Genomic DNA, 21,281 nt, shown 5'->3' on the forward strand with positions numbered 1-21,281 from the left:
TTCAACCAGTTCAACCTTGCCTTCACTCTCCTCCCTTACCCGTTACTGCGTAGAGGGGTTGAGTGATTACCGGCCGTTCGGTGTTCGCGTCCTGGACGGCCGTTGACTGTCCGGTCCGCTCCCACCCCCGAGGGCGGACCGGGCGCCAAGGACGACGAAGAGGCCGATCACGATGACGAAGACGTCAGGCGACCGGGAGGCAACTGCCGTTGCTGGCTGCCGCGATGAGGGCGCCGCTGTGCTGTACGTGTGCGCGGAGCGGAGCAAGCTCACCCCGGGGTTCTTGGCCGCCCGCGCTGAATCCGAGGGCCGTGCCGTCGCGCAGGCGCAGGGGCTGAGGATCACGGACGTGATCACGGACGCGTTCGGCGAGCCGGACCCGTGCCGCCGCGAGGGCTGGCTGAAGGTCCGGGAACTGGCGGAGTCCGGCACGGTCGCCGTGGTGATGGTGCGGTGGCCCACGTGCATCGCACCGGACAGCGCACCCGATCTGCGGCACCGCGAGATCGGGTGGCTACGGGAGCGCGGAGTGCGGGTGCGCTACTCGTGGGCGCCCCTGGCGGCGAACACCGGCGAGGCCCCGTGAGCGCCACGCCCACGCTGCCGGCTGTCGGCCGGGCCGGCGCACGCAACCACAGCGGCCCGCGGTTCACGTCATGACGGGACGCCGCCGAATCTCCCGACGGCGAGGTGGACCGCCGTGGTGGGCCTGGTGGCAGACGTGGGCCCTCGGCTGCGCGCTCGTGGTCCTGGTGCTCATCGTGGTCTACCCCCGCTGAACCCCTCGGTGAGGCCGGGCACGTCACCTCTGCCTCACCGACAACGCTCCCCCGGGACCGTGGTCATCCCGACCGTGCCCCCTGCCGTTAGAGGAGGACTCCATGCCAGCACCCACCCCGTCCACGGCGGCCGCACGGCCGGCCGCTGCGTCGTCACGGACCAGCCGGGCCCGAGTGCCCTCACCGCAACCGCTCCCGGATGCCCGGAACGGAGGCCCGGGAACGGCCGCGGCGATCGCGGCTCAGGTGGCCGGGCTGCACGGACCGGAGGCCGCGCGGATGGCGCCATGCCTGGCGCTGGGCATCTTCGAGCGCGTCGGTTCGAACTGGCTCAGCGACTCGCTGCGGCCGGTGATGCCCCAGCACAACGAACCCTTCCGGCAGCAACTCGGCAGGGAACACCCGCTGTCCCCGTGCAACCAGGTCCCGGTCGACCTGCGCGGGGTTGCACTCAGCGCACTGGGCAGGCACCACCTGGCCTGCGCGGTGAGCGACCTCTACGGCCGGCCGCGGCACCTGGTGAAGGAGACGAACCTGTTCTTCGCCACGGACAGCGTGCTCGAGTTACTGCCCCACTCCCCGGTCGTGGTCCTCACACGGGCCCCGCTCGGCATCGCCTCCTCGTTCGAGCGCGGCCGCCTGTGGAACCGGTGGACGTACGGGGCGCGGTACACCCAGGTAGCGGCGACCGCGCGCTCGCCGCGCTGGCAGAACTTCGCGCCGCTGGTACCCCTGGACGATCCCGCCCCGCCCATCGCGCTGGGTCGCCTGATCGCACTCAACGCCCTGCTGCTGGCCCGTGGGCTGGTCGACTCGGGCCGAGAGTTCACCGTGGTGCCCTACGAGCAGCACGTCGACGACCGGCCGGCGGTCCTCAACAGCCTGTCCCGGCACCTGGGAATCATGCTTCCCTCCGAGGGCCCCTCGCCCGAGACCGGCTCTCGCGCCGTGGTGGATTCGACGTTCGCCACCACCAGCGGCAAGACCGAACTGGTCGCCGAAGTCGACTCCACCACGGCGAACCTGGTGACCAGCCACGCCGCCACCACGCTGGCGGCCGCCCGCCACGTCCTGGAGGACCGGGTCACGAACACCGCGGCCGGGTGGCTGGCCGGTGACGACCGATACGAGCTACGCGCGCCCTCCCCCCGCCGCCGGGCGTCCTCGCGGGCACAGACGCCGGCGCGGCCTGTGCCGCGGCCGGCCTACCAACTGGTGGCGGACGGGGTGTCGTGGCGGAACCAGCTGGTCACCAATGCGGAGATGGCGGACCTGCTGACCCTGCTGCACGCGGCCGGACTGCCGAACTCCCACCTGGGAACGAACTTGTTGGTCTGCCCGATGCCGCACGAGCGAGGCGGGCGATTGCACTTCGACCGGCCGGCGCGGCGCTGGCGGGTGAGCACGGGCTACGAGACGCACCCGGCGTACTGGGTCACCTGGCTCGGGGCAGCCACCGTGGCGGCCTGGCTCGGTGCGCGGCTGCCCTCCCGGGCGGAGGCCGCCCAGGCCACCACCGGCGCGCACGCCTACAACTGCGACTACCTGGTAGGCGACACATGTCCGGTGATGGAGCCCGGCCGCTCAGCGAGCGACGTGCACCACCTGGTCGGCAACGTGCAGATCTGGTGCGGCGACGGCCCCACGCTTCCCTCGCCGGCACCAGTGCAACGGCACCTGTTCGGCGCGGCCTGGAACACCCCGGGCACCGACGACGCGATCACGGAGGTGCGCTCCCGCTACCTGCTGGGCTCCTCGCGCGGGGTCGGTGTCCGACCGGTGCGCGACGCGCAGACCACGGAATCGACGGCGCTCGGGGCGTGGGAACTCGCGCACCATCTCAACATCTGGCTGGACGGCCTGGACGACGGCCCGGCCCGCAGCTTGGGCGAGCTGGACCGTCTCCTCACCAGCGCGCTGGGCTCATAGCCCGATCGCGGACTTCGGCCCCATGTACGAGCCAGCCCCCGGGAAGCCCTCCCGGCACAACTTCGTGAACGTCTCGCTGAAGCCCAGCTCCTGCAGGCGATCGAGCGGCACGAACTCGACCTTGCGGATCGGGCGCGTATCCGCGCCCTCCGTGACGACCCCGACCTGCCCACCGATCCGGCGGGCCTCGAAGGTGATGTGCACGACGTGCGCCGACGTGACGTCACACACGTACAGCAGTCGGCCCACCTCCACTTGGACGCCGGTCTCTTCTTGCATCTCCCTGGCCAGGGCGTCGGCGAGCGTCTCGCCGTTCTCGACCTTGCCTCCGGGCAGGGACCACGTGCGCGATCCCTCGGTGTCCTGGTCCAGCAGCAGAATCGCGTCGTCCTCGATGACGACGCCCGTTACGCGCGTATGCATCCCGCAACGCTAGCGTTTGCCGACACCAGTCGAAGGGCGAATCCATGAGCACCCAACCCGCAGGAGTGGTGATCGCGGCCGGAGGACTGGGGACCCGCGTCAACAACTGGTCTCCGTTCCTGCCCAAGGAGTTCCGGCCGGTGGGGGGTAGCCCTGGCCTCGTCCACGTGCTGGCTGAAGCCGCCGCCACTGGGATCCAGCACGCCGTCGTGGTCCACCACCCCTACTACACACCGTTCATCGAGTGGACCCGCCAGCTCTTCGTCCCCGGCGCCCTGGCCCACTACCAGGAACTCGCCCAGCAACCCCAGCCCGCCGAGAGCCTGACCGACGACCTGCGAGTCGACTGGATCGCCCAGCGCGGCCGCTACGCCGACATCACCTCCGCACTCAACGGCTCCCAGCACTTACGCAGCGCCGACGTCTGCCTGGCCTTCTCCGACAACGTCGATCCCCACCGGACCGCCCTGAACGATCTGGTCGCCGCCACCGCCCCCGACACCCCCGCCGTGCTGGCCGCCCCGTTCAACTTCCGGTCCGCCCCCAGCCACGGCGTGATCATCTGCACCGGCACCGGACCGGTCCGCACCATGGCCGCGCTCGTGGAGAAACCCGATCCCCTTCACGCCAAACAGCTGGCCGCTGAACACGGACCCGACGCCCTCCGGCTACTCCTGGGCAGAGTCCGCCTCACACCGGGACTCCTGCACCACATGTCCGCAGCCGCACGCCGGACCATCACGGAGCCGCGGCTGTCGCTCGCCCTGGCCGCCTACGCTCGCCACCACCGCGTCGACGTCATCACCCACGAGACGCCCATGGTCGATCTCGGAGCCCCTGAGCCCGTGCGCACCGCCTCATGCAACCAACCTGCCCTCCGGCAGCACTCATAGCAGCGCTAGCGATCACACCGCAGACCACCCCTGCACTCGGCAGGTGCCCGGTCCGGCAGCGGCTCCGAAGAGTCGCCTCCTCCGCAAGCCGCCCTGACGACATCACGCATTCAAGGTCAATAGCTGCGAACACGCCTTCAGCAGCCATTTTCGGTCAGCGCCCTGCATTGCCCAGCCCCTGCTATGGCATGGCCAGTACAGTCAATCGGTTCTGGCGCGCGCAACGACCCCAACTAGGTCGCACCGACCCGCACGAGCGCGCCATCCGCCAGCCGAAGGGGGAACCGTCTTATGTACGAAGAAGCAGTCATGGCCGTGAGTACAGGAGCTGCCAGCGGAGTCCTCTCCTACCTGCTCCAAGGCCAGGCCGACGCTTTGCGCACTCGGATCTCGGCTATCTTCCGTCGCGGTGGCAGCCCTCAAGAGGAGACTGCTGCCCTACAGGTACTGAACGAGCAGGTGGCAGCCCTGGCCCGGCATGAAATCACGGGGCGCACTGTCACAGACGTCTGGACCGAACTGCTTGCCGCCTTTCTCCAGGCTCACCCCGACGCCCGAGCCGACATCGAGGAACTCAAGACGACGGCACCGGCGAAGACGGTCAACATCGGCTCACAGCACAACCACGGTTCTGGAGCCTTCATCGGCAGCGACCACTACGGCGACATCAACATCAACACCCGAGACGACCGATGACCACCGACGACGCGGCGCTTCCAGAACAACGCCACGTCCAGATCAACTCCGGCGACGGGGCCTTTGTCGGCCGCGACCACCACGGTGACATCAATATTCATCACGAGATCGACCCGCAGACCAGGGTCACGCTCACGAAAATTGGGAGGATCGCGCCTGGGCTGTCCCAGATGCTCGAACAGGCCCTGCGAGACGGCGTCATCTCCCCTGAAACAGCAAGCCAGCTCTCCTTGGCCGCCCGGAGTATCAACGAAGACGTCGCCGGCCAGATCTCGCGCGCTTCCCGGAGTATCAACGAAGATGTCGCTGGCCTACTCGGTCATGCAAGCAAGAGCATCAACGAAGACGTCGCCTACCAACTGAGTCTCGCCGCGGAACAGCTGTCCAGCGCCTCCAAGAAGCTCGACCTTGACAAGCTCGACCACATGGTCAGGCGCCTGGAAGGGCTTCTCGACCCCCAAGGCGGCAACAATCTGCACAGGGTTGCCACCCGGTTGGAGGGCAGTCTCAGCGAGCTCAGCGAGGCAACGCACCGGGTTGGAAATCTGAAGGGACACAGCCCTCAGACGGGCAAGCTAGAGCAGGTGACCATGTCACTCGCTGAGATTGCGAGGCGCGTAGAGGCAAGGGTTACCCCACCCCCGCCGGTGGTTCTGCCCGACTGGGAAGGGCGGTGGCGTTGGCTTGGCATAGGCGTCCTTCTTGGGATCGCCATATCGATCGTGGTCGCGACCTACTCGTAGCGCGAAGGGCCGTGACGGACTCAGCCCCCGCCGATATCACCCTTTGAATGTCAGTAACGAAGCTGTCCAAGGAAAGGAGTGGCGGTCAGCGGGCCTGACGGTGGATGCTGGTCCGTTTCCCATCTTGAGGAGAAGTACATGGAGATCCGGACGCTTGAGGAGTTGCGCGCTGCGGACGATCTGGCGTTGGCGTTCAATCCCTACGGGCTTGGCGGTCGGATGAGGCCCGAGGACGCTGCAGAGTTCCAGCAGCGACAGATTGCCGACTGCGACCTGGCGGAGAGTGTCGCGGCAGGGACACGTGACTCCTTCGAACGGCTGCGGACCATCTTCGCCTACGGCGTGCTGTGTTACGACGTCTACACCATGGTCGGCGACCAAGCTCTGCTCACCTACGAGCAGGCGTTGCGCGACCGTTTCATGGAATGGTGCGCCGGCACCATCACCTTCCGACTCCCCCAAGCCCAGGACGTCTCATACACCGTCACGTCGTACGACGACGTCAAGAAGCGCGCGGACAGGATGTTGCGGCAGCGCGCGAAGCTGATCGTGGACACTCGCGCCATTGACTTCAACGGGACGCTCCACGGGCTCCGTCTCTGGGCGCGAACGGCGGGTCTGCTACGTGGGCGGCGCAGCCGCGCGGTCGAGGACGCGCTTGCCAAGCTCCGCAACTACGTTGCCCACCCCTCCGGCCATCATGTCGACACCCCCGTTGAAGCCGCCCGCACAGTGCGGGATCTGGCAGAGGTGATCAACCAGCTTTGGGGGCAGGCCACTCCTGACGGACGCCTCTACCCGGCCGCTCTGTGCCGGGAGATCGCCGTGCTGAGCTGGAACACAACCGGACGCGTGCGCATGGAGTCCGCCGGCGTGCTCGCCGCGCACGACCCCATGGAAGATCAGGAAGACGACGGATACCAGCACGTCGTGGTGCGAGCCATCCCCCTCATCCCAGGCAGTCGCTGGGATGACGCGCACTGGGCGGAGTTCGACACCCGGTACGAGACCACACGCTTTCCCACGGACTACCTTTGGGGTCCGGGCACCCGAGTGGAGGCTCGGACGTGGCTGGAGCACGAGCGCCCCGAAGGGGACACCGTCGACTTCACCGACCGGGTCTTCCTCGTTCAGAACCACGGACGCGTGCTGCCGCCGATGCGACCAGCGATAGCCGCTGGGCTGACCGAAGACGAATGCGGCGGAGTCTGGCACGCCGTACGGGCCGACTTTCCCGACGACGCCTTCGCGCACGTCCGGGACTCCGGAGATCGCAGCATCGGTCACGCCCTCCGCCCCGGCGACTGCCCCGCCTGCTCTGCCGAAGTCCTCGGCGTCGGCTCCCACGCCGAAGCCCTTCGCGCTGCCACAGCCGCTCTCGGGCCGATCCAGGCGCTACAGCCGCCCCTCATCCGGCTCCCCTGGTCGACCTTCTGGCCCGACCGGCCGTGACCAGGATCGGCGAGGTCATCCGAAAGGAACGGCCTAGTCCAGGTAAGTGCCGGCGAAGGCCCCGTCGAAGCCGAGCACAGCGATGATCTGCTCGACGCTGGGGTACGTCGTTCCGCCGGGGATGGCGACCAGGGCGTCAAAGTCGGCGCGGCTGAGTTCCGGTTCGAGCCATTGGTTGCTGCACCGGCAGACGATCCAGACGTGGCGGCCGTGGTTGATCAGCAGCCAGTCGCGCCGGGCACGGCAGGCGGTGCACATCACCGGGATGCCGCGCAGGGCCAGCTCGCGTGGATGCTTGAGGCAGCGCGTCGCGCCGGGTCCGCTTGGCTGCTGCGTCTCGTACTCGAGCTGCAGCAGAGGATTGGCGCTGGCGGGGATGACGGGCAGGACAGGAGTCGGTTCTACGGGGCGTTCGGTGGTTCTGTGCACGAGCGTCATCTCCGGGTCGAGGTGTTTCTGTTTCCATCCGTAACAGCCGGTGGAACCGGTTGTCCAGGGGTTCCTCGGGGCTCCGGCAGGCCGGTGAGGCGGCCTGCCGGAGTCCGCTCAGCGGCGCGGTGGGCGGCTGCGTGGATCGGCTGCGGGGCGAGCGGGGGCCGTGGTCGCTGTCGAGTTGCTGTGGTTGGTCGAGGTCTTGGTTTGGTCGGGGACGGCCTGCCGACGGCGGGTCGCTTCGCCTGGGTGAGCGGGGAGTTGGGCGAGGCGGCGCAGACGCCAGACCAGGACGTGGTTCATGTCCTCGGCGGTGTCGAGTTCGCGCATGTCGATGGCCTGCTGGAGAAGGGCCTTGGGGTCGTGGCCCGCCTGCTCGGCCTGGGCGAGCGTGGCGGCCAGGGCGTCAGTCTTCGTGGGTGAACTGTCGGCTCGCAGCGCCGTTTCCGGCAGGGCTGCGCGGATGGTGGCCTGGTGGGTGCGACGTTCGGGTTCGGGCAGCGCGCGTCCTTGGTCGCGCAGTGCCTGCATGGGTGTGGTGGCGGCCTGACTGTAGGCGGCTCGTAGGTGCTCGGCGGTCTGTCGGGAGGCGTGGGCCTGCTGGGCGTGGCCGCGTGCGGAGTGCCAGCGGGCGGCGGCCAGGGTGACGAGGACCAGGGTGGAGAGGAGCATGGCGGTGGTGCCGCCGTCCTCGCCGCGGCCGAGAGCGCTGCCGGCCTGGATGATGCCTCGGGCTGCGGCGCGGATGGCCCGGGTGTCGGCGCGCTCTGCTCGGACGTGGCTGCGGGTGGCGCGTTCGAAGGCGCGGGCGGCAGCGGCCAGTTCGGCGCGGGTGGCGGCCGGGGAGGTGTGGGCGACCGCGTCCAGGAGTTCACCGACGCCGACGAGGTGGGCGGTGGCTTCGTCGTCGTCGCTGTCGAGGAGGATCGTGGCGCGCTCGGCGATGCCGGTGGCGTTGCGTCGTTCGAGGGCCGGCGCCGACCATCCCGTCCCACGTGCGGGTTCGGCCGACGGCGTTGGCGCGTCGGGCGTGGTGCTGGTCAGGCGGTGGCGGATCTTTGGCAGGGACAGGTCGGGGGCGAGAGTGGAGCCCGCGAACCAGACGGGTTCACGATTGCGGTTGCGGTCGCCGGGGAGTGCGACCTTGTAGCCGAGGGCGTCGCCGGAGGGGGCGATGCGTACGTCCACGCGCAGGCCCGCCTCGCGGAGCCGGGTGAAGAACTCCTCCTCCGTGGCGGCACCCGCGAGGGCTTGGCGGACGGCTTCGCGGAGCGTCTCGCGAGGGGCCTCGGGTCGGCCGGTGCGTTCGGCCTTGAACTTCTCTGCGCTGGTGGGGTTCTTGGCTGCGGTGCCGTCGCCGGCGTTGAGGCGGCGCAGGCCCATCTCCTTCTCGATGCGGCGGCATTCGGCCTGGGCCTTGTTGAAGTCGTAGTTGAGGCGGGGGTTGCGCAGGTCGCCCCGGACCAGGGTGGCGACGATGTGGATGTGGTCTTCTGCGTGGCGGACCGCGACCCATCGGCAGCCGTCAGGGTCACCGTCCGGGGCGATGCCGGTGGCGTGGACGATGCGCTGGGCGATGGCGTTCCATTCCTCGTCGGAGAACCGCCGGTCGCCGGGAGCGGTCCGGACCGAGCAGTGCCACACGTGCTTGGCGGGCGCGCGGTCGCCGGCCTGCTTGACCCGGAGGTCGAGGGCGGCGGTGAGGCGGGCGAGGGTGACGTGGGGGTCGGTGTCGCGTCCGGGGTCGGGGGCGAAGCCGTCCCAGGAGCCGACGATGTGCGCGTCGGTGTGCTCCTCACGCTTACCGGGGCCGTAGAGGTAGACGAGGAGACCGTGGGTGCGCGAACCGCGTCCGATGTCGGGAATCATCACAGCCGCCTGGTCACCAGGTCGTTCGCTGCGTCGTCCACGCGGCCGAGGAGCCGGGTCAGCACGCCCAGAGCGTGGCCGAGTTCGCCGGGGCGGGGCTGTCCCCCGGCGTTGAGGACGTAGGCGATCTGGTTGATGTTGTTGCCGATCCGGGAGAGGGCGGTGCGCAGGGCTGCCAGCTCGTCGATGGCGGCGTCGAACTGCTCGTTGGTGTGCAGGGTGGTCGAACCGCGGGCGGCGGCGAGGCCGGCGAAAGCGAGGAAGCGGGCGACGGTGACGGCGCGCTGCTGGGCGGCGGCTGTGATCTCGGTCTTCTCGGTGTCGGAGAGGCGGGTGGTCGTCTTGTGGGTGCGCTGTTTCGGGTTGCGGGTTCGGCGGCGCGGTGTGCGGTCGGGGAACGCGGGCGTGCTCGGGTTCGACTGCTCGCGGTGGTCGTCGCGGTCGGCTTCTCCCCCGGTGACCGGCGCCCCCTGGTGCCGGTTGCCCGGTTGGTCCTCGTGCGCCCTCGCTCGGGGACCAGCCGGGCCTCCCCCGTCCTCCTGGGCGGGGGCAAGTGCGTATGACGGGCCGTAGGACCGTCGTACGCGATAGCTTGCTCCGCCAGGAGCCGTCGTGGGGTCACGCTGCTGTCCGGTCGCGCTGGCCACCGGGTCGTGGGCCGTCATCGGCTGGTCTCCGGGTCCTGCTGGCGGATTTCGCGGACGACTTCCTCGATCCAGTCCATGGCCAGGACCGGGTGGTGCAGGGTCCAGGGGCGGCTGTGTGGGGTTCGTTGCACGGTCCAGGTGTTGTCGGGGCCGGATTGGGCGCGGTGGACGTGGCCGCGCTGGTAGAGGACGGTCAGCCAGGAGTCGACTTCGGTGGGCGTGGCCGGGCGCGTACGCATGGGGTTGCTCTCCGGTTTGCTTCGGAAGATGGTCGGGCGTGTGCCCGGGGCGGGTGACCGGCCGAGGTGTCCGGCTCGGTCACCCGCTCGGTGGTGTCCGGTCAGTTCCGGCCGGCGGTGACCGGCTGGCCGTGCTGCGCGCGGAGCTGGGCCATGAGGGAGGTCAGGGTGTCGCTGGACAGCGGGATCTGCTGACCGCGGATCGCCTGGGCGACCACCTTGCGGGTCAGCTTGTCCTCGGCCCTGACCGCTGACCGGGCGATCTTCAGCAGCTCCTCGGTGTCCGGGTCAGGCCTCCGGACACCGGTCATTCGGCCGTCCCGGTCAGTGACCGGCGGCGGAGTGACCGGCCGGTCAGTGCCCGGAGCAACGCTGTCCTGGTGACTGGTGACCGGGTCGGTGCTGTCCGGGCGGTCAGTGACCGGCGGCACCGAGCCCGACTGTCCGGGCAGGTCAGCCGCCTCGTCCGGCTGACCGCGGTGACCGGTGACCGGGTCCGTGGCGTCCGCCGGGGCAGTGTCCTCGGTCAGTGACCGAGGGCTGAGGGTCTGCTTGTCCAGGGACAGCGGTGACCGGGCAGTTAGGGCAGTGACCGGCTGACCGGCCTTGACCTGACCGGCCACCGACCGCCGCTGACCGACCCGGTCAGTCCGGGTGACCTCGACGGCGTGGCCCCGGTCGGCCTGACCGGGGTGACCGGACTGACCGAGGTTCTCGCGGTCACTGCCCTTGACCGGGCCTCGGGCGATGAGGATGTAGAGGTGAACCGCGCCGGCCAGAGCGAGTGGCGCGATGGTGGACAGCACTGCGACCACGGTGTCTCCGAGCTGGAGACCAGTGGCGGCGACCGCGTCCTCGTTGAGCCGGACTGCGTGGAGCGCGTTGGCCCAGATGCTGGCAGCGGTGGCCGTGCCGAAGAGCGTCCAGACGTAGAGCCGGGCACGCAGAGGCGCGTCGCGAAGGACCAGGAGCGCTCGTACGCCGTAGGCGATGAATCCGTCGATCACCAGTGGGAAGAGGTAGGTCAGGAGGCCGCGGATGTGGATGGCGACGGCCATCTGCTGGAGGGCGTCGTACGAGAGGGCGCATCCGGCGCCGCCCAGGGCGATGACGACCGTGCGGTCCCAGCCGGAGATGTGCGCCGTCTTCGGCGCGCTCGTGGTGGTCATGCCGCGGTCCCGAAGGCGTCGCGGTCCAGGTGCTGGACCTCGGTCTCGGGTGGCGAGGTGGTCTTCGCGGTCTGTTCCAGACCGCGGTTGCGCAGGGCGCGGCGGGTCTCGCGGTACAGCTTCTGGGCGTGCTCCTCGGTGATCTTCAGGAGCCAGGCCAGTCGCTCTTCGGAGAGGCCGTGGCGGTAGGCGGCGTGGACGACCGCGCGGCGCTCGGCCTTGGTGAGGTGGACATCGCGTCCGGCGACGGTTTCGTTGACGCGGCTGTAGTCGAGGCGGCTGGCGACCTTCTCGTGCAGCGGCTGCCGTTCTTCCTCCGTCATGCCGCCCCGGATGCCGTGGGCGTCGCCGGCTTCGAGGGCGGCGTCCAGGCAGGTTCGGCGGACCGGGCACTGGCCGCACAGCGACTTCGCGGCGGTGATCTTGTCGGTCTCGTCGGGCTCCGGGAAGAAGGTCTCGGGGTCCACTGCGTTGTACTCGGTGCTCTGGCAGACGGCGTGGTCCTGCCAGGTGTGGTCGCCGAGCGACCGGTGGCGGGCAGGGCTGATCGTCGTGGTGGTCATGCGGTGTTGCTCCGATCGCTCTCCGCGCGCAGGGGCGTCGGCGGAGAGGTGCGCTGGGTCGGGAGGTGCATGGGGCCGGCGCGCTGAGGGCGCGGCCCGTCGGCCGCCTGGGGCGGGTCAGGCTGCGGCGCGGTGGCGTCTGCGGTCGATCGGCTCGAACTCGACCCGGGTGGTCATCTGTGCGAGCCGGGAGGTGACGCGGTCGCCGAGGTATGCCTTGAGGTCCCTGATCCGCAGGTTCGTGGTGATCAGGGTCGGGAGCATGTAGTTGTAGCGGCGGTTGATCAGCCGGTAGGTCTGCTCTTCGACGAACTCGGAGGACTTGGCCGCGCCGAGGTCGTCCAGGATCAGCAGCGGGACCCGGCTGTAGGCCGCGAGCACCTGCTCGCTGTCTGTGTCAGAGCCGGGCCGAAGCTCGGCGTACAGGTCGGCCGCGGTGGTCGCGCGCCAGCGGACGCCGACTCCGCCCTGCACCAGCAGCCGGACCGCGCCGTACGCCTGGTGTGTCTTGCCCGCACCGACGACGCCGGCCATCAGGAGGCTGGGGCCGGTGCTGACCTGCCGCCGGGCTCCGAGGCTGGGAGCGACGGCCGCTGCTGCGACGTCTCGGGCCCAGGCCAGGACCTGAGGGTGGTCGGCGACTGCGGCCTGGTAGCGCGGGGGCATTCCAGCGGACAGAGCGTCCAGCGGGGAGAACGGCTCGGGCTCGTCGGCCAGTTCGTCGACGGCGGCCGGGGTGATGTTGCGCGCGGCCAGGATCCGGGCCATCCGATCCAGGGTGCCCGCGCCAAGGGTCTGCGGTTCGCGGTTACGGGTGCGCATCACAGCTCCTCGGCGTAAGCGGCGGCAGCGTCGACCGGGTTCGTCCACGCCTGGTGAGCGGGCATGTCAGGCCGGATTCCCGGCCGCGACAGGCCGCCGACGCGTGCGTTCATGGCCTCGTTGACCATGCTGGTCAGCACGCTCGGGTGCTTGGGGTTGGCCGCGAAATTCAGCAGTCCGGCCCGGATGTGCTCGGGGGCGATGCCCTCGCCCAGGAGCTTCTTGGTGATCCGCCCGAGGTGTCCGATCACGTCGCTGGGCGGCCGCTCGTCGCAGGCAGCGACGTACTCACCGAGGAGCTGGTTGGCCGAGACGGTAGCTGCGGGCGCTGTGCGCCCCGTAGGGAATGAAGATCCAGGATCCAAGATCCTAGATCCAGGCGCCGAGCCCTCGCCGAGGCTTCGGGGAAGGTTCGGCGAGTCTTCGGCAAGTGTGCCCTGACCTGCGCTTTTCGCCTCAGCGAGGCTGGAGCAGTCAGATATGCCGCCGAGGGCATCCTGCTGGACTACGGAAGCCACACCCGCGTGGCCGGGAGGCGTTGCGGCGGGCTTGGCGGGGAGGTCGAGGGCTCGGGGAGCACTCGGCGAAGTCTCGGCGAGGGCTCGGGGAGAAGGAGGCGAATCTTCGACCCCCTTGGTGCACGTGCCCTTACAGGGGGCACACCGGTCGGCCGTCTGGTGCTGCGGGCAGGAGGGCAGGCGCGACTGGCTAGGCTTGTCGATCTTCTGATGCTGGGACCAGCTCACGACGTGGAGGTAGCGGCGTCCGTCGCAGCCGGTGTATCGGCAGATCAGGCCGGCGTTCGCGAGTTGCTGGAGGTCGTCTTCTACGTGAACTGAGGTGTGCTCGGCGCGCAGCGGCCAGAGCAGTCCGGCGATGATGGCGGCGTTGTCACGGTGGCGGCCGTGGTCGTCGGCCTGGGTGAGCAGTCCGAAGAAGGTCCGCTCCGCCTCGACGCTCACTTCGGCGAGTGACTCGGAGACGAATGCCTCCGGTTTGATGGTTCGAATCCGGGCCATGTCAGCGGCCCTGCGCGGCGGTAGTCAGGTCGCTGCGGACAAGCGTCGCGCGGGCGACGTCGAAGGTGTGCGGTCGCGTCCAGTCCGCTTCCGGCCAGACCCGCTGGATCCAGCGGGCCGCGACCCTGACCGTTGTGCGGCCCAGTTCCATGGTTTTTCCGGCCTCGTCGTGCACAGCGGCATACAGGTGAGGCCACGCCTGCTTGGGGTCGTTGAAGCTGACCCGGATGGTGGCCGCGCCCGGAATCATGTCGGTGAGCTGGGCGGCGAGGCGGTGCTGGCGCTCCGTGGCCGGGCAGGCCAGAGTTCCGCTCGGCATGGCGAGCATGCGATACTCCGTTGTTCGTAGGAGCGCGGGCGACGGTTCTCGTGCAAAAGCCTCGCCGCCCGCGAGATGTGAAATGGCCCGGCGCTTGGGAGTTGGAGCTCCCGGGCGCCGGTCTACTGTGCCCGTACAGGCGTCATGGCACGAGTGCGTTCATCACCTCTCCCTTCCGGCTTGCTCCAGGCTCGTGATCCGTTAGCGCGGGGACCAGGACCATATGGCGACCCCCGGCACAAGTCCAGCTCTTCACACCAGCTCCGACCAGGCACGCAACACCGAACTGGATGAGCTTGGAGATCAACGTACACCGCAGTGGCGTCTGCACGTCAACTGCGGTGGCGCTCACCACCTCCGGATGGGGCGTGCTCACCACTGGAGTGGATAGGATGGCCGTCGCAAAGGAGGGCTGGAGATGACTGAGAAGAACAACCGCACCTTCGCGGAGCTGCTCGACTGGCTGTTCCGCGAGGTGCACCCGAAGAACCGCGGTCCGTACACGTACGCCGAAGTCTCACAGGGCATCCGGGACATCTCCGGCACGACCGTGTCGGCGAGCGCCATCCAGCAGCTCCGCACCGGGAGCAACACGAACCCGAAGCGAGACACCATCAAGGCCCTGGCCGAATTCTTCGGAGTGAGAGCCGGCTACTTCTTCGATGAAGACGAGGCCGAACGACAGCGCGCGGAGATCCACGTGGTCGCGGCCATGCGCGACCAGGACGTTCGCAGGGTAGCCCTGCGAGCCAACGGCCTCAGCACCTCGAGCCTGCAGATGGTGGGCGCTGTAATCGATCAGGCGCGCCGACTGGAAGGGATGCCCGACGAGTCGGACGACTCGGGACTCCTCGACGACGAGTGACCGCGACGCCGCGACGATCAAGTACTGTCGCCACCCCGACGGTCTTCCATCAGCACGATCACCCGCAGGCGGTCACTGCGCATGGGACGCAGGGCGACGATACGGACAGCAACTTCGCGACCACGGTGGTATGGCAGCGCGAGTCGACGCACGTCACCGTCAGGATGCTCGACCATTTCACGGCGATCCCACATCTCCCGCGCAGGCGGTGAACCTTCAAGGATGTCGCGCTCAAGTTCCCGCAGGGCCTCATTCCCGGGGTGCCGGGCTCGCTCGTAGCGGATCTGCCCCAGAAAGGGGCGCGCCCAGTCGTGCTCCCAGTTCACCAGCTGCTCGCGCGCTTCCGGACTGAGGAAGGCCCATCGCATCTGATTGGCCTGGTGTGCAGCCCACGGGAACCAGTCCACGAGCGGCTGGTTGTAGACGATCATGTTCCAAGCCACGTCCGCCACGAAGGCAGGATTGGGAGCCTGATTGTCGAGGAACTCCTGCAGTACCTCGTCTGCCTCCGCCGCCGCATCAGCTTCCGGAACGGCGGCAAGCGCGGGCGGGCGCCCCACCGCTCGCAAGTACAACGCGTGGCGTTCAGCGCGACTAAGCCGAAGCACCGACGAGAGCCGGTCAAGGAAGTCGGCCGAGTACCCCGCCCGAGTACCTCGCTCCAACGAGCCGTACCACCGCTCGCTCACCTCGGTCAGGTGCGCTACATCACGCTGCGTCAGCCCTTTACCCCTGCGCCCCGAGGTCGCGAGTCCCGAAATCGTTCGAGGGTCGGTACGCATCCTCCACGACCGCAGCAGTTCCGGGAGAGACTCTCCAGAAAGCTCGTCTCCCTCGTTCGGCTCAGCCGGCGAATCCATGGTCTGAGATTAGGACTCCCAATCGGGTGACATGCACCACAACACGCCCGAAGGGAGCACTATGGGATCTTGGTGCGCTCATTCTGTGTAGTCGGACATAGCGGATAGTCAACGTTTCAAGCACGCGACACACGGTCGCCACTCCGGCCAAAATCCCTCGAACTGCGAGGTGTTGACCCGACCGGCAGACTTAACAATCTTTCCGCGGGGCCCTCGGTACGCCGCCGAAAGTCACCATCGGTAACCGGAACTGACACTTCCAGGAAGCGGGACTTCCTCCTTCACGTTGGCATCCTTCTGTCGCTTACGAATAAGTTGTCCTCAGTCGGTCGAGGGGGGATCCATGCCCTTGCCAAATAACGACGAAAGTCGGCTGCGTCTAACATGCGAGGATCGGGTTGATCTTCTAAATCTTCCATATCGCTTCACTACGCGGGATTTGCGTGAGGCTATAGCGGCGATCCGCGGGAAGCCGATCATCCTGAAGCCGCTGAGCACCATCGGGGCTGTAGACGCGCCCTGCGGCATGAGGATCGAAACGGCTTCAGCAGACCTCCTCTTTTATGAGGCGGGAACGTCCGTCCATCATCAGCGGCACATTCTCACGCACGAGCTGTGTCATGTGTACTGCGACCACCCCGGAAGTTTGAAGGTCGATACGGACACAGCCGAAACCGTTGGGGTAGACCCCACTCTGGTGTTGCGAATGTCGGGACGCACCAGTTACACGACAGCCGACGAACGCGAAGCGGAAATGATGGCAACAGTAATCCGTCAACGCATCTACCGCGAACGTGAATCTCCTTCTCCTCGACCGGAGAAGGGCTCGGACAGCTGGGACGCGCTCTTCGCCCAGCCCACCAAGAGAGGTCGCTTCCGCTCCCGATGAATGCCGTTTTTCTGGGCATGGCCTGTCTGCTCGCAGTAGCCGCCGGCTACTGGGTCCTCGGCCGAGGTACGCCCCGCCCGACTGGCACCTGGGCCATGGGTGCACTCCTGGGCTCGTTCGCGGTGGCCTTCGCCTCATACGCGCCGCTCGTCGCGGATGGCCTCGAAGCGATCGTGCCGCATGTTGCGCGGCTGCTGAGCAACTGCGCTTCGCTGGCTGCTGCCACCTCGGTCCTCGCGATCTCGTTCCAGCTCAACCTGGATCCAGTAGAAGCCCGACGTCGGATCCGACTGCGCCTCGCTCTCTTCGCCGCGAGCGCCATCGGTATGACGCTGCTCTTCGCATACGAGTACATGACCCACCGCTCTGAGCAGGTGTTCGCGCTCTACCTGCTCCTGTTCGTCTCCTACCTGGGCTTCGCCGTCGTGGACTTCCTCCTGCAGGCTGTACGTCAGTCCCGGACGACTCGTCGAAGCAGCGTGCGGCTAGGACTTCGAATGGCAGCCCTCGGCTGCGTCTTCGCGCTGGTCTACGTCGCATACAAGCTGACCCATGTCGTCTCCGCGGGCCTCAACCTCCACCTCGTCCCCGAACACTCGCAGTGCACCTCACTCGTCGCCGTGCCGTGTGTCTTCAGCGTGACGTGTCCCGCACTCGCCGTCCTGCTGATCTGTCTCGGCTTGACGCTGCCGGCCGTCGTCTATCCGCTCAGTCAGGCGCGACGACGACGCTGGGAAGTGGCGTCCTTCGACGCGCTCGGTCCCCTGTGGCGGGACCTGTCGAACGCTGTGCCAGAGATCGTCCTGTCACCCGTCGACTCCGATCGAGGCTCCTCAGCCGATGCCGACTTCATGCTCCAGCGACGCGTCATCGAGATCAGCGACGGCATCCTCGCTCTCACCCCGTACCGCTGCCGCACGGTGCAGAGGACGGCTCAATCGCTCACCGCAGCCGACACAGAAGAGGCAGCCGCAGCCGTCGAGGCCACCGTCGTGAAGGCGGCTCTGGCCGCCTCGAAGGCCGGTCAATTCGCCGATGAAGTCGCACCGCCTTCAGCGGAGGCCGCCTCCCGCAAGGACCTCCGAGGGGAGACCGAGTGGCTCCTGCTGGTGGCTGCCGCCTACGCGCGTGTCGGGGACACCGGCCAGCTGGAAACCGTTGGAGCCTGACGTCATGACCGACCCGACACAGGAATCTCGCATGCTCCGGGATCCCTACCCTGCCTATGCGGCCATGCGATCAGCATGCCCGGTTCAATCCATGCCTGCCGGCTCAGGGGGACGGGCCAACTACCTCGTGACCGGCTACGCGGAAGCGCGCGAAGCCCTCGGGGACGCCAGGCTTTCGAAGGACACCCGCGCCTTCTTCAAAGGCAAGGGCTCACGACGTCGTCTGCACCCCGCGGTGGCCCACAGCATGCTGGCCACCGACCCACCCGAGCACACCCGCCTCCGCAAGCTGGTGACCAAGGCGTTCACGACAGGAGCCGTCACGGCGCTCCGCCCGTTCATCACGCGAGTGACCGACGAGCTACTGGACCAGTGGCCCGTTGGCGACCCGTTCGACTTCGTGGCCGGCCTGGCAGTGCCCCTGCCGGTCATCGTGATCTGCGAACTGCTCGGCGTCCCGCAAGATGATCGGCCCGACGTTCAGCGCTGGTCCGGGGACCTGTTCGCGGCAGGGAAATCCGACGTCATCGACGCGGCCTCCCATTCCATGGCCGATTACATGACCGGACTCATCGCCGCCAAGCGAATGAACCCCGGCAGCTCCCTCCTCGACCAGCTCATCGCCGCTCGCGACGGCGACGATCGCCTGAGCGAAGAGGAGTTGGTCTCTCTCGCCGTCCTGTTGCTCGTGGCCGGCCACGAAACCACCACCAACTTCCTCGGCAACGCCCTCCTGGCGCTGTTCCAGCATCCGGCCCAGATGGACCGCCTTAGGGAGAACCCGGAGGACATCCCCGCGGTACTGGACGAACTGCTTCGATTCGACCCCCCGGTCAGCACGGCTACCTTCCGGTACACCACGGAGGCCGTCACGCTCGGCGGTACCGAAATCCCCGCCGACACCCCGGTACTGGTCTCCCTGGCAGGGGCCAACCGCGACCCGAAGCGGTTCGTATCGCCAGACCTGCTCGACTTGGACCGAGACGCTTCTGCCCATCTGAGCTTCGGACACGGCATCCACCGCTGCGTCGGTGCTCCGTTGGCCAAGGCAGAAGCGGAGATCGCCCTGCGTGCGGTTCTGTCTCGATTCCCCAGCATTCGGCTTGCCGTACCGCCTGAAGGCCTGGACTGGCGCCGCACCCGACTCGTCCGCGGGCTGACGTCACTCCCCGTCGTGGCCTGAATGGTTCTTTGCACGAGATCGGGTTCTGGCACAACTGGGCTTGATCCGCTTTGACGGACATCGCTGATCAGGGGCTTCGGTCCGGAAGGGTGGTGTCCATCATGGAGAGCATGGGGAAGAAGAAGCCGCGCCCTCGCCGTGCCCGCTTCGCCGACGCCCGCGGCTTGAAGGCATACGCTGGCTCCTCGCCCATCACCGAGCCTCCGGCAAGAAGTCCGCTATCACCCGACGGTGGGTGAAGAACGACCGGCTCAACCACGCCGGCTACCTCTGGGCTCTCCTCGCTCCGAGCCTCCGCGGGGGCCAACCCCCACTACCGGCGCCGCAGAGAGGTCGGCGACTGGCACGCGGCCGCCCAGAGGAACCTCTTCAACCGCATGATCGGCCAGCTCTACCACTGCCTACAGCACCGCAAGCTGTTCGACGCGGACACGGCGTTCCCCACCGAACTGGCCGCCTCAGCTTGACGCGTTGGCATCGTGAGGTGTCTGCCTTCATGCGCGTACCGGCGGAAGATAACCCGACCAGGAACTCCGTTCGACCTGCACGCTCCAAGGTCGGTTGAGATACGGCTTCTAACCGCAGCAGCGGCCGGTCGTTGAACCGGCCGGACACGCGAAATGCAGACCGACCCCGGAGGAGCAGTTCTCCGGGGAATCTTGCTACCCAGGCGAGCCGGTCAGCTGGTGCCCAGGCGAGCGTCCAAGACGATGGGGGGCAGTTGCTTGCCGTCAGGAGCTTCCAGGTCGATGCCGTCCAGCACCGCGCCCGTGGCATCCCAGACGCGTCGGCACACGGCACGGCGAGCCGCGTCGATCACGGTGAAGCGGGCAGTGTAGGTGCGCTGAACGAGCCGCGCCAGGTCGGCCCCTTCCAGCTCTACGTGCAGGAAACCGTCCTCATCCGGTACGTCGTGGTTGCTCTCGTAGGGGAAGTTCTTGAAGTGGCTGAACGGGTACTGGCAGTGCTGCTTCACCACCCGCCAAGTCGCCGGGGCGCAGACCAGTTCCACGCGTGAGACTCCCGCGGCCTTCAGCAGCCGCTCGCGCCGCAGCTGGAGTTCCAGACGGTCCTGCGATGCCATGCACAATCCTCTTGTCAATCGTGGCTGTAACACCGGTCGTTACCGATTGTCTCGGGCACAACAGCTACCTGTGGCTGAATGCGCCAACCCCACCCGCGCGGGGTGCGCCTTGCTCTCTCCCCCCCGCTCGCTGTCCGCCGCTCTGCTGGCGGATTGACGCGGCAGCCCCGGCGACGCGCAACCGGCTGAGCGCGTACCGCTCCGTGGCCATGGCCGCGCCACCCATCCCGCGTGTCCCTCGGGGAGGCGCTAGCGGAACGAGGACTACGGGGCTTCCGGTTTGCTGTCGCCTTCCGCATCCAGCACAGCATCGGGAAGCTGCTCGGGGACGTTCCGTAGAAGGGCTGCGGTCATCGCCAGCAGCGTTTCGGCCTCCGCGCGGCTGTAGTCGAAGTCCCGTGTGACCGCATCGTCGTGCATAGCTCCGGAGGTCTGACCGTAGAGCGCGTCCTGGATGCGCCACCACCGCTCGGTCTGGTTGAGTTGCTTCGCGAGCTTCTTGGAGCCGGGATCGTCCCAGCCAACGTTCTGCTGGATCCACTCCAGAGCTAGCCGCACTTCGAGGATCGCGCCCCGGATCTGGTTGGTGGTGATCAGCCGCTGGGCTTCGCGGAGTCTTCTGCCAGGCTCGGCACGCCGGGAGTCGTGGAGCGGGTAGGGGACGGCCATCTCGAACGCCGCGGACGAGGCAACCTGCGCGACCTGCTCCTCCCAGGTGCTCTTCGGGATGGCGATGCGGTCGGTGACCTTCGCGGTGCCGGGATAGCCCACGGCCTGTGGGAGCGTGGCCTCCATCTCAACCTCGAAGGCGACGTTTCCGTTTCTGGCGGCCTCGATCGCGTGGAGCTGCAAGGACGTCAGCGGGAACACCAGGGGCTGCCGGTGAACGGTGACGACCGGGGTGTAAGCCATGTTCGCCGTGATCCGTCCCAGTTGCGCTCTGTTGATCGGGGGAGCGGCAAACCCGAACAGGGTCGCTTCCAGAGCCAGGAGCTTCCCGGCCTCGACAAGCGGTGACACACCGATTGCGGCCTGGAAGTGCAGTTCATGGCCGCCGATCGTGGGGCGGAGCGAGATCTGCTCACCTACTTGCAGCGTGAACCGGGTGTCGTCCTCGAAGCGCAGTTCCTGCATGGTTCCCCCCAGTTGGGCACAGTTGATCACCCGATTCTGCCTGGCGCGGAGCCCGCACGCCCCCGCTTTCCTACGGGTCGTTCCGACCCCTCCTCGAGGTACG

23 protein-coding genes and 1 pseudogene are annotated in these 21,281 nt (G+C 68.0%); 11 read left to right on the plus strand and 13 right to left on the minus strand.

What is annotated here, in order from left to right; translation table 11 throughout:
- Positions 1-172: 172 nt before the first annotated feature.
- Both OIB37_RS11165 and OIB37_RS11170 read left to right on the plus strand, forming a co-directional pair.
- Positions 173-586, plus strand: a complete 414-nt coding sequence (locus tag OIB37_RS11165) for a hypothetical protein (protein WP_330457410.1) — start codon at positions 173-175, stop codon at positions 584-586.
- Positions 587-1,058: 472 nt separating this feature from the next.
- On the plus strand, positions 1,059-2,708 hold the full coding sequence (locus OIB37_RS11170) for a hypothetical protein (protein ID WP_330457411.1): 1,650 nt from the start codon (positions 1,059-1,061) through the stop codon (positions 2,706-2,708).
- Here the strand turns inward: OIB37_RS11170 and OIB37_RS11175 are convergent.
- Complete coding sequence (locus tag OIB37_RS11175; RefSeq protein ID WP_330457412.1) at positions 2,703-3,131, minus strand: NUDIX hydrolase; 429 nt, start codon at positions 3,129-3,131, stop codon at positions 2,703-2,705. The two genes, OIB37_RS11170 and OIB37_RS11175, sit on opposite strands and share 6 nt — an antisense overlap.
- 44 nt (positions 3,132-3,175) lie before the next feature.
- On the opposite strand from OIB37_RS11175, the gene OIB37_RS11180 reads away from it, so the two are divergent.
- The 4 genes from OIB37_RS11180 to OIB37_RS11195 all read left to right on the plus strand — a co-directional run bounded on the left by OIB37_RS11180 (position 3,176) and on the right by OIB37_RS11195 (position 6,915).
- The gene (locus OIB37_RS11180; protein ID WP_330457413.1) at positions 3,176-4,024 is read left to right on the plus strand and encodes a hypothetical protein; all 849 of its coding nucleotides are present in this window, start codon (positions 3,176-3,178) and stop codon (positions 4,022-4,024) included.
- A 291-nt stretch (positions 4,025-4,315) separates the two neighbouring features.
- Positions 4,316-4,720 (plus strand): hypothetical protein, encoded by a 405-nt coding sequence (locus OIB37_RS11185; protein WP_330457414.1) that lies wholly within the window; start codon positions 4,316-4,318, stop codon positions 4,718-4,720.
- Entirely contained in the window at positions 4,717-5,463 is a 747-nt protein-coding gene (locus OIB37_RS11190; protein WP_330457415.1) for a hypothetical protein, read from the plus strand. The genes OIB37_RS11185 and OIB37_RS11190 overlap by 4 nt, the downstream gene beginning before the upstream one ends.
- Positions 5,464-5,601: 138 nt before the next feature.
- A complete protein-coding gene (locus OIB37_RS11195) occupies positions 5,602-6,915 on the plus strand; it encodes a hypothetical protein (protein WP_330457416.1) in 1,314 nt (437 codons plus the stop codon).
- A gap of 33 nt (positions 6,916-6,948) precedes the next feature.
- On the opposite strand, the gene OIB37_RS11200 is transcribed toward OIB37_RS11195, so the two are convergent.
- From OIB37_RS11200 to OIB37_RS11240, 9 genes are all read right to left on the minus strand, one after another.
- Entirely contained in the window at positions 6,949-7,353 is a 405-nt protein-coding gene (locus OIB37_RS11200; protein WP_330457417.1) for a hypothetical protein, read from the minus strand.
- 108 nt (positions 7,354-7,461) lie between these two features.
- Entirely contained in the window at positions 7,462-9,216 is a 1,755-nt protein-coding gene (locus OIB37_RS11205) for a relaxase/mobilization nuclease domain-containing protein (RefSeq protein WP_330457418.1), read from the minus strand.
- On the minus strand, positions 9,216-9,881 hold the full coding sequence (locus OIB37_RS11210) for a plasmid mobilization protein (protein ID WP_330457419.1): 666 nt from the start codon (positions 9,879-9,881) through the stop codon (positions 9,216-9,218). Before OIB37_RS11210 ends, OIB37_RS11205 begins: the two co-directional genes overlap by 1 nt.
- On the minus strand, positions 9,878-10,102 hold the full coding sequence (locus OIB37_RS11215; protein ID WP_330457420.1) for a hypothetical protein: 225 nt from the start codon (positions 10,100-10,102) through the stop codon (positions 9,878-9,880). Before OIB37_RS11215 ends, OIB37_RS11210 begins: the two co-directional genes overlap by 4 nt.
- 101 nt (positions 10,103-10,203) lie before the next feature.
- Positions 10,204-11,271, minus strand: a complete 1,068-nt coding sequence (locus OIB37_RS11220; RefSeq protein WP_330457421.1) for a DUF2637 domain-containing protein — start codon at positions 11,269-11,271, stop codon at positions 10,204-10,206.
- Positions 11,268-11,834 carry a WhiB family transcriptional regulator gene (locus OIB37_RS11225; protein WP_330457422.1) on the minus strand — a complete coding sequence of 189 codons (567 nt, stop codon included), beginning with the start codon at positions 11,832-11,834 and terminating at the stop codon, positions 11,268-11,270. The genes OIB37_RS11220 and OIB37_RS11225 overlap by 4 nt, the downstream gene beginning before the upstream one ends.
- A 117-nt stretch (positions 11,835-11,951) precedes the next feature.
- On the minus strand, positions 11,952-12,656 hold the full coding sequence (locus OIB37_RS11230; RefSeq protein ID WP_330457423.1) for an ATP-binding protein: 705 nt from the start codon (positions 12,654-12,656) through the stop codon (positions 11,952-11,954).
- Positions 12,656-13,675, minus strand: coding sequence for a hypothetical protein (locus OIB37_RS11235; RefSeq protein ID WP_330457424.1), 1,020 nt, complete (start codon positions 13,673-13,675; stop codon positions 12,656-12,658). The genes OIB37_RS11230 and OIB37_RS11235 overlap by 1 nt, the downstream gene beginning before the upstream one ends.
- A gap of 1 nt (position 13,676) precedes the next feature.
- Entirely contained in the window at positions 13,677-14,003 is a 327-nt protein-coding gene (locus OIB37_RS11240) for a transcriptional regulator (protein WP_330457425.1), read from the minus strand.
- Between the two features lie 409 nt (positions 14,004-14,412).
- Between OIB37_RS11240 and OIB37_RS11245 the strand changes: the two genes are divergently transcribed.
- Positions 14,413-14,859, plus strand: coding sequence for a helix-turn-helix domain-containing protein (locus tag OIB37_RS11245; protein WP_330457426.1), 447 nt, complete (start codon positions 14,413-14,415; stop codon positions 14,857-14,859).
- Positions 14,860-14,876: 17 nt separating this feature from the next.
- Here the strand turns inward: OIB37_RS11245 and OIB37_RS11250 are convergent, their stop codons facing one another.
- Positions 14,877-15,719 (minus strand): helix-turn-helix domain-containing protein, encoded by an 843-nt coding sequence (locus tag OIB37_RS11250; RefSeq protein WP_330457427.1) that lies wholly within the window; start codon positions 15,717-15,719, stop codon positions 14,877-14,879.
- 343 nt (positions 15,720-16,062) lie between these two features.
- Here OIB37_RS11250 and OIB37_RS11255 point away from each other — a divergent pair, with 343 nt between their 5' ends.
- The 4 genes and pseudogenes from OIB37_RS11255 to OIB37_RS11270 all read left to right on the plus strand — a co-directional run.
- On the plus strand, positions 16,063-16,608 hold the full coding sequence (locus OIB37_RS11255) for a regulator component (protein ID WP_330457428.1): 546 nt from the start codon (positions 16,063-16,065) through the stop codon (positions 16,606-16,608).
- A 17-nt stretch (positions 16,609-16,625) separates the two neighbouring features.
- Entirely contained in the window at positions 16,626-17,777 is a 1,152-nt protein-coding gene (locus tag OIB37_RS11260; protein ID WP_330461820.1) for an MAB_1171c family putative transporter, read from the plus strand.
- 4 nt (positions 17,778-17,781) lie between these two features.
- The gene (locus OIB37_RS11265) at positions 17,782-18,960 is read left to right on the plus strand and encodes a cytochrome P450 family protein (RefSeq protein ID WP_330457429.1); all 1,179 of its coding nucleotides are present in this window, start codon (positions 17,782-17,784) and stop codon (positions 18,958-18,960) included.
- 137 nt (positions 18,961-19,097) lie between these two features.
- Positions 19,098-19,427, plus strand: a pseudogene (locus OIB37_RS11270) (transposase); the annotation flags it as partial.
- A gap of 212 nt (positions 19,428-19,639) precedes the next feature.
- On the opposite strand, the gene OIB37_RS11275 reads toward OIB37_RS11270, so the two are convergent.
- Together OIB37_RS11275 and OIB37_RS11280 are read right to left on the minus strand one after the other, a co-directional pair.
- Positions 19,640-20,044 carry a hypothetical protein gene (locus tag OIB37_RS11275; RefSeq protein WP_330457430.1) on the minus strand — a complete coding sequence of 135 codons (405 nt, stop codon included), beginning with the start codon at positions 20,042-20,044 and terminating at the stop codon, positions 19,640-19,642.
- Between the two features lie 264 nt (positions 20,045-20,308).
- Positions 20,309-21,178 (minus strand): hypothetical protein, encoded by an 870-nt coding sequence (locus OIB37_RS11280; protein ID WP_330457431.1) that lies wholly within the window; start codon positions 21,176-21,178, stop codon positions 20,309-20,311.
- Positions 21,179-21,281: the final 103 nt, after the last annotated feature.

The sequence above is a fragment of the Streptomyces sp. NBC_00820 genome, from assembly GCF_036347055.1.
In the GTDB taxonomy this organism is placed as follows: domain Bacteria; phylum Actinomycetota; class Actinomycetes; order Streptomycetales; family Streptomycetaceae; genus Streptomyces.

Coding starts and splice junctions, on each gene's coding strand:
- OIB37_RS11245 (WP_330457426.1), top strand. CDS start 14,413: ATGACTGAGAAGAACAACCGCACCTTCGCGGAGCTGCTCGACTGGCTG.
- OIB37_RS11210 (WP_330457419.1), bottom strand. CDS start 9,881: ATGACGGCCCACGACCCGGTGGCCAGCGCGACCGGACAGCAGCGTGAC.
- OIB37_RS11280 (WP_330457431.1), bottom strand. CDS start 21,178: ATGCAGGAACTGCGCTTCGAGGACGACACCCGGTTCACGCTGCAAGTA.
- OIB37_RS11200 (WP_330457417.1), bottom strand. CDS start 7,353: ATGACGCTCGTGCACAGAACCACCGAACGCCCCGTAGAACCGACTCCT.
- OIB37_RS11255 (WP_330457428.1), top strand. CDS start 16,063: ATGCCCTTGCCAAATAACGACGAAAGTCGGCTGCGTCTAACATGCGAG.
- OIB37_RS11215 (WP_330457420.1), bottom strand. CDS start 10,102: ATGCGTACGCGCCCGGCCACGCCCACCGAAGTCGACTCCTGGCTGACC.
- OIB37_RS11220 (WP_330457421.1), bottom strand. CDS start 11,271: ATGACCACCACGAGCGCGCCGAAGACGGCGCACATCTCCGGCTGGGAC.
- OIB37_RS11260 (WP_330461820.1), top strand. CDS start 16,626: ATGGCCTGTCTGCTCGCAGTAGCCGCCGGCTACTGGGTCCTCGGCCGA.
- OIB37_RS11165 (WP_330457410.1), top strand. CDS start 173: ATGACGAAGACGTCAGGCGACCGGGAGGCAACTGCCGTTGCTGGCTGC.
- OIB37_RS11180 (WP_330457413.1), top strand. CDS start 3,176: ATGAGCACCCAACCCGCAGGAGTGGTGATCGCGGCCGGAGGACTGGGG.
- OIB37_RS11240 (WP_330457425.1), bottom strand. CDS start 14,003: ATGCTCGCCATGCCGAGCGGAACTCTGGCCTGCCCGGCCACGGAGCGC.
- OIB37_RS11195 (WP_330457416.1), top strand. CDS start 5,602: ATGGAGATCCGGACGCTTGAGGAGTTGCGCGCTGCGGACGATCTGGCG.
- OIB37_RS11230 (WP_330457423.1), bottom strand. CDS start 12,656: ATGCGCACCCGTAACCGCGAACCGCAGACCCTTGGCGCGGGCACCCTG.
- OIB37_RS11185 (WP_330457414.1), top strand. CDS start 4,316: ATGTACGAAGAAGCAGTCATGGCCGTGAGTACAGGAGCTGCCAGCGGA.
- OIB37_RS11250 (WP_330457427.1), bottom strand. CDS start 15,719: ATGGATTCGCCGGCTGAGCCGAACGAGGGAGACGAGCTTTCTGGAGAG.
- OIB37_RS11205 (WP_330457418.1), bottom strand. CDS start 9,216: ATGATTCCCGACATCGGACGCGGTTCGCGCACCCACGGTCTCCTCGTC.
- OIB37_RS11275 (WP_330457430.1), bottom strand. CDS start 20,044: ATGGCATCGCAGGACCGTCTGGAACTCCAGCTGCGGCGCGAGCGGCTG.
- OIB37_RS11235 (WP_330457424.1), bottom strand. CDS start 13,675: ATGGCCCGGATTCGAACCATCAAACCGGAGGCATTCGTCTCCGAGTCA.
- OIB37_RS11170 (WP_330457411.1), top strand. CDS start 1,059: ATGGCGCCATGCCTGGCGCTGGGCATCTTCGAGCGCGTCGGTTCGAAC.
- OIB37_RS11175 (WP_330457412.1), bottom strand. CDS start 3,131: ATGCATACGCGCGTAACGGGCGTCGTCATCGAGGACGACGCGATTCTG.
- OIB37_RS11190 (WP_330457415.1), top strand. CDS start 4,717: ATGACCACCGACGACGCGGCGCTTCCAGAACAACGCCACGTCCAGATC.
- OIB37_RS11265 (WP_330457429.1), top strand. CDS start 17,782: ATGACCGACCCGACACAGGAATCTCGCATGCTCCGGGATCCCTACCCT.
- OIB37_RS11225 (WP_330457422.1), bottom strand. CDS start 11,834: ATGACCACCACGACGATCAGCCCTGCCCGCCACCGGTCGCTCGGCGAC.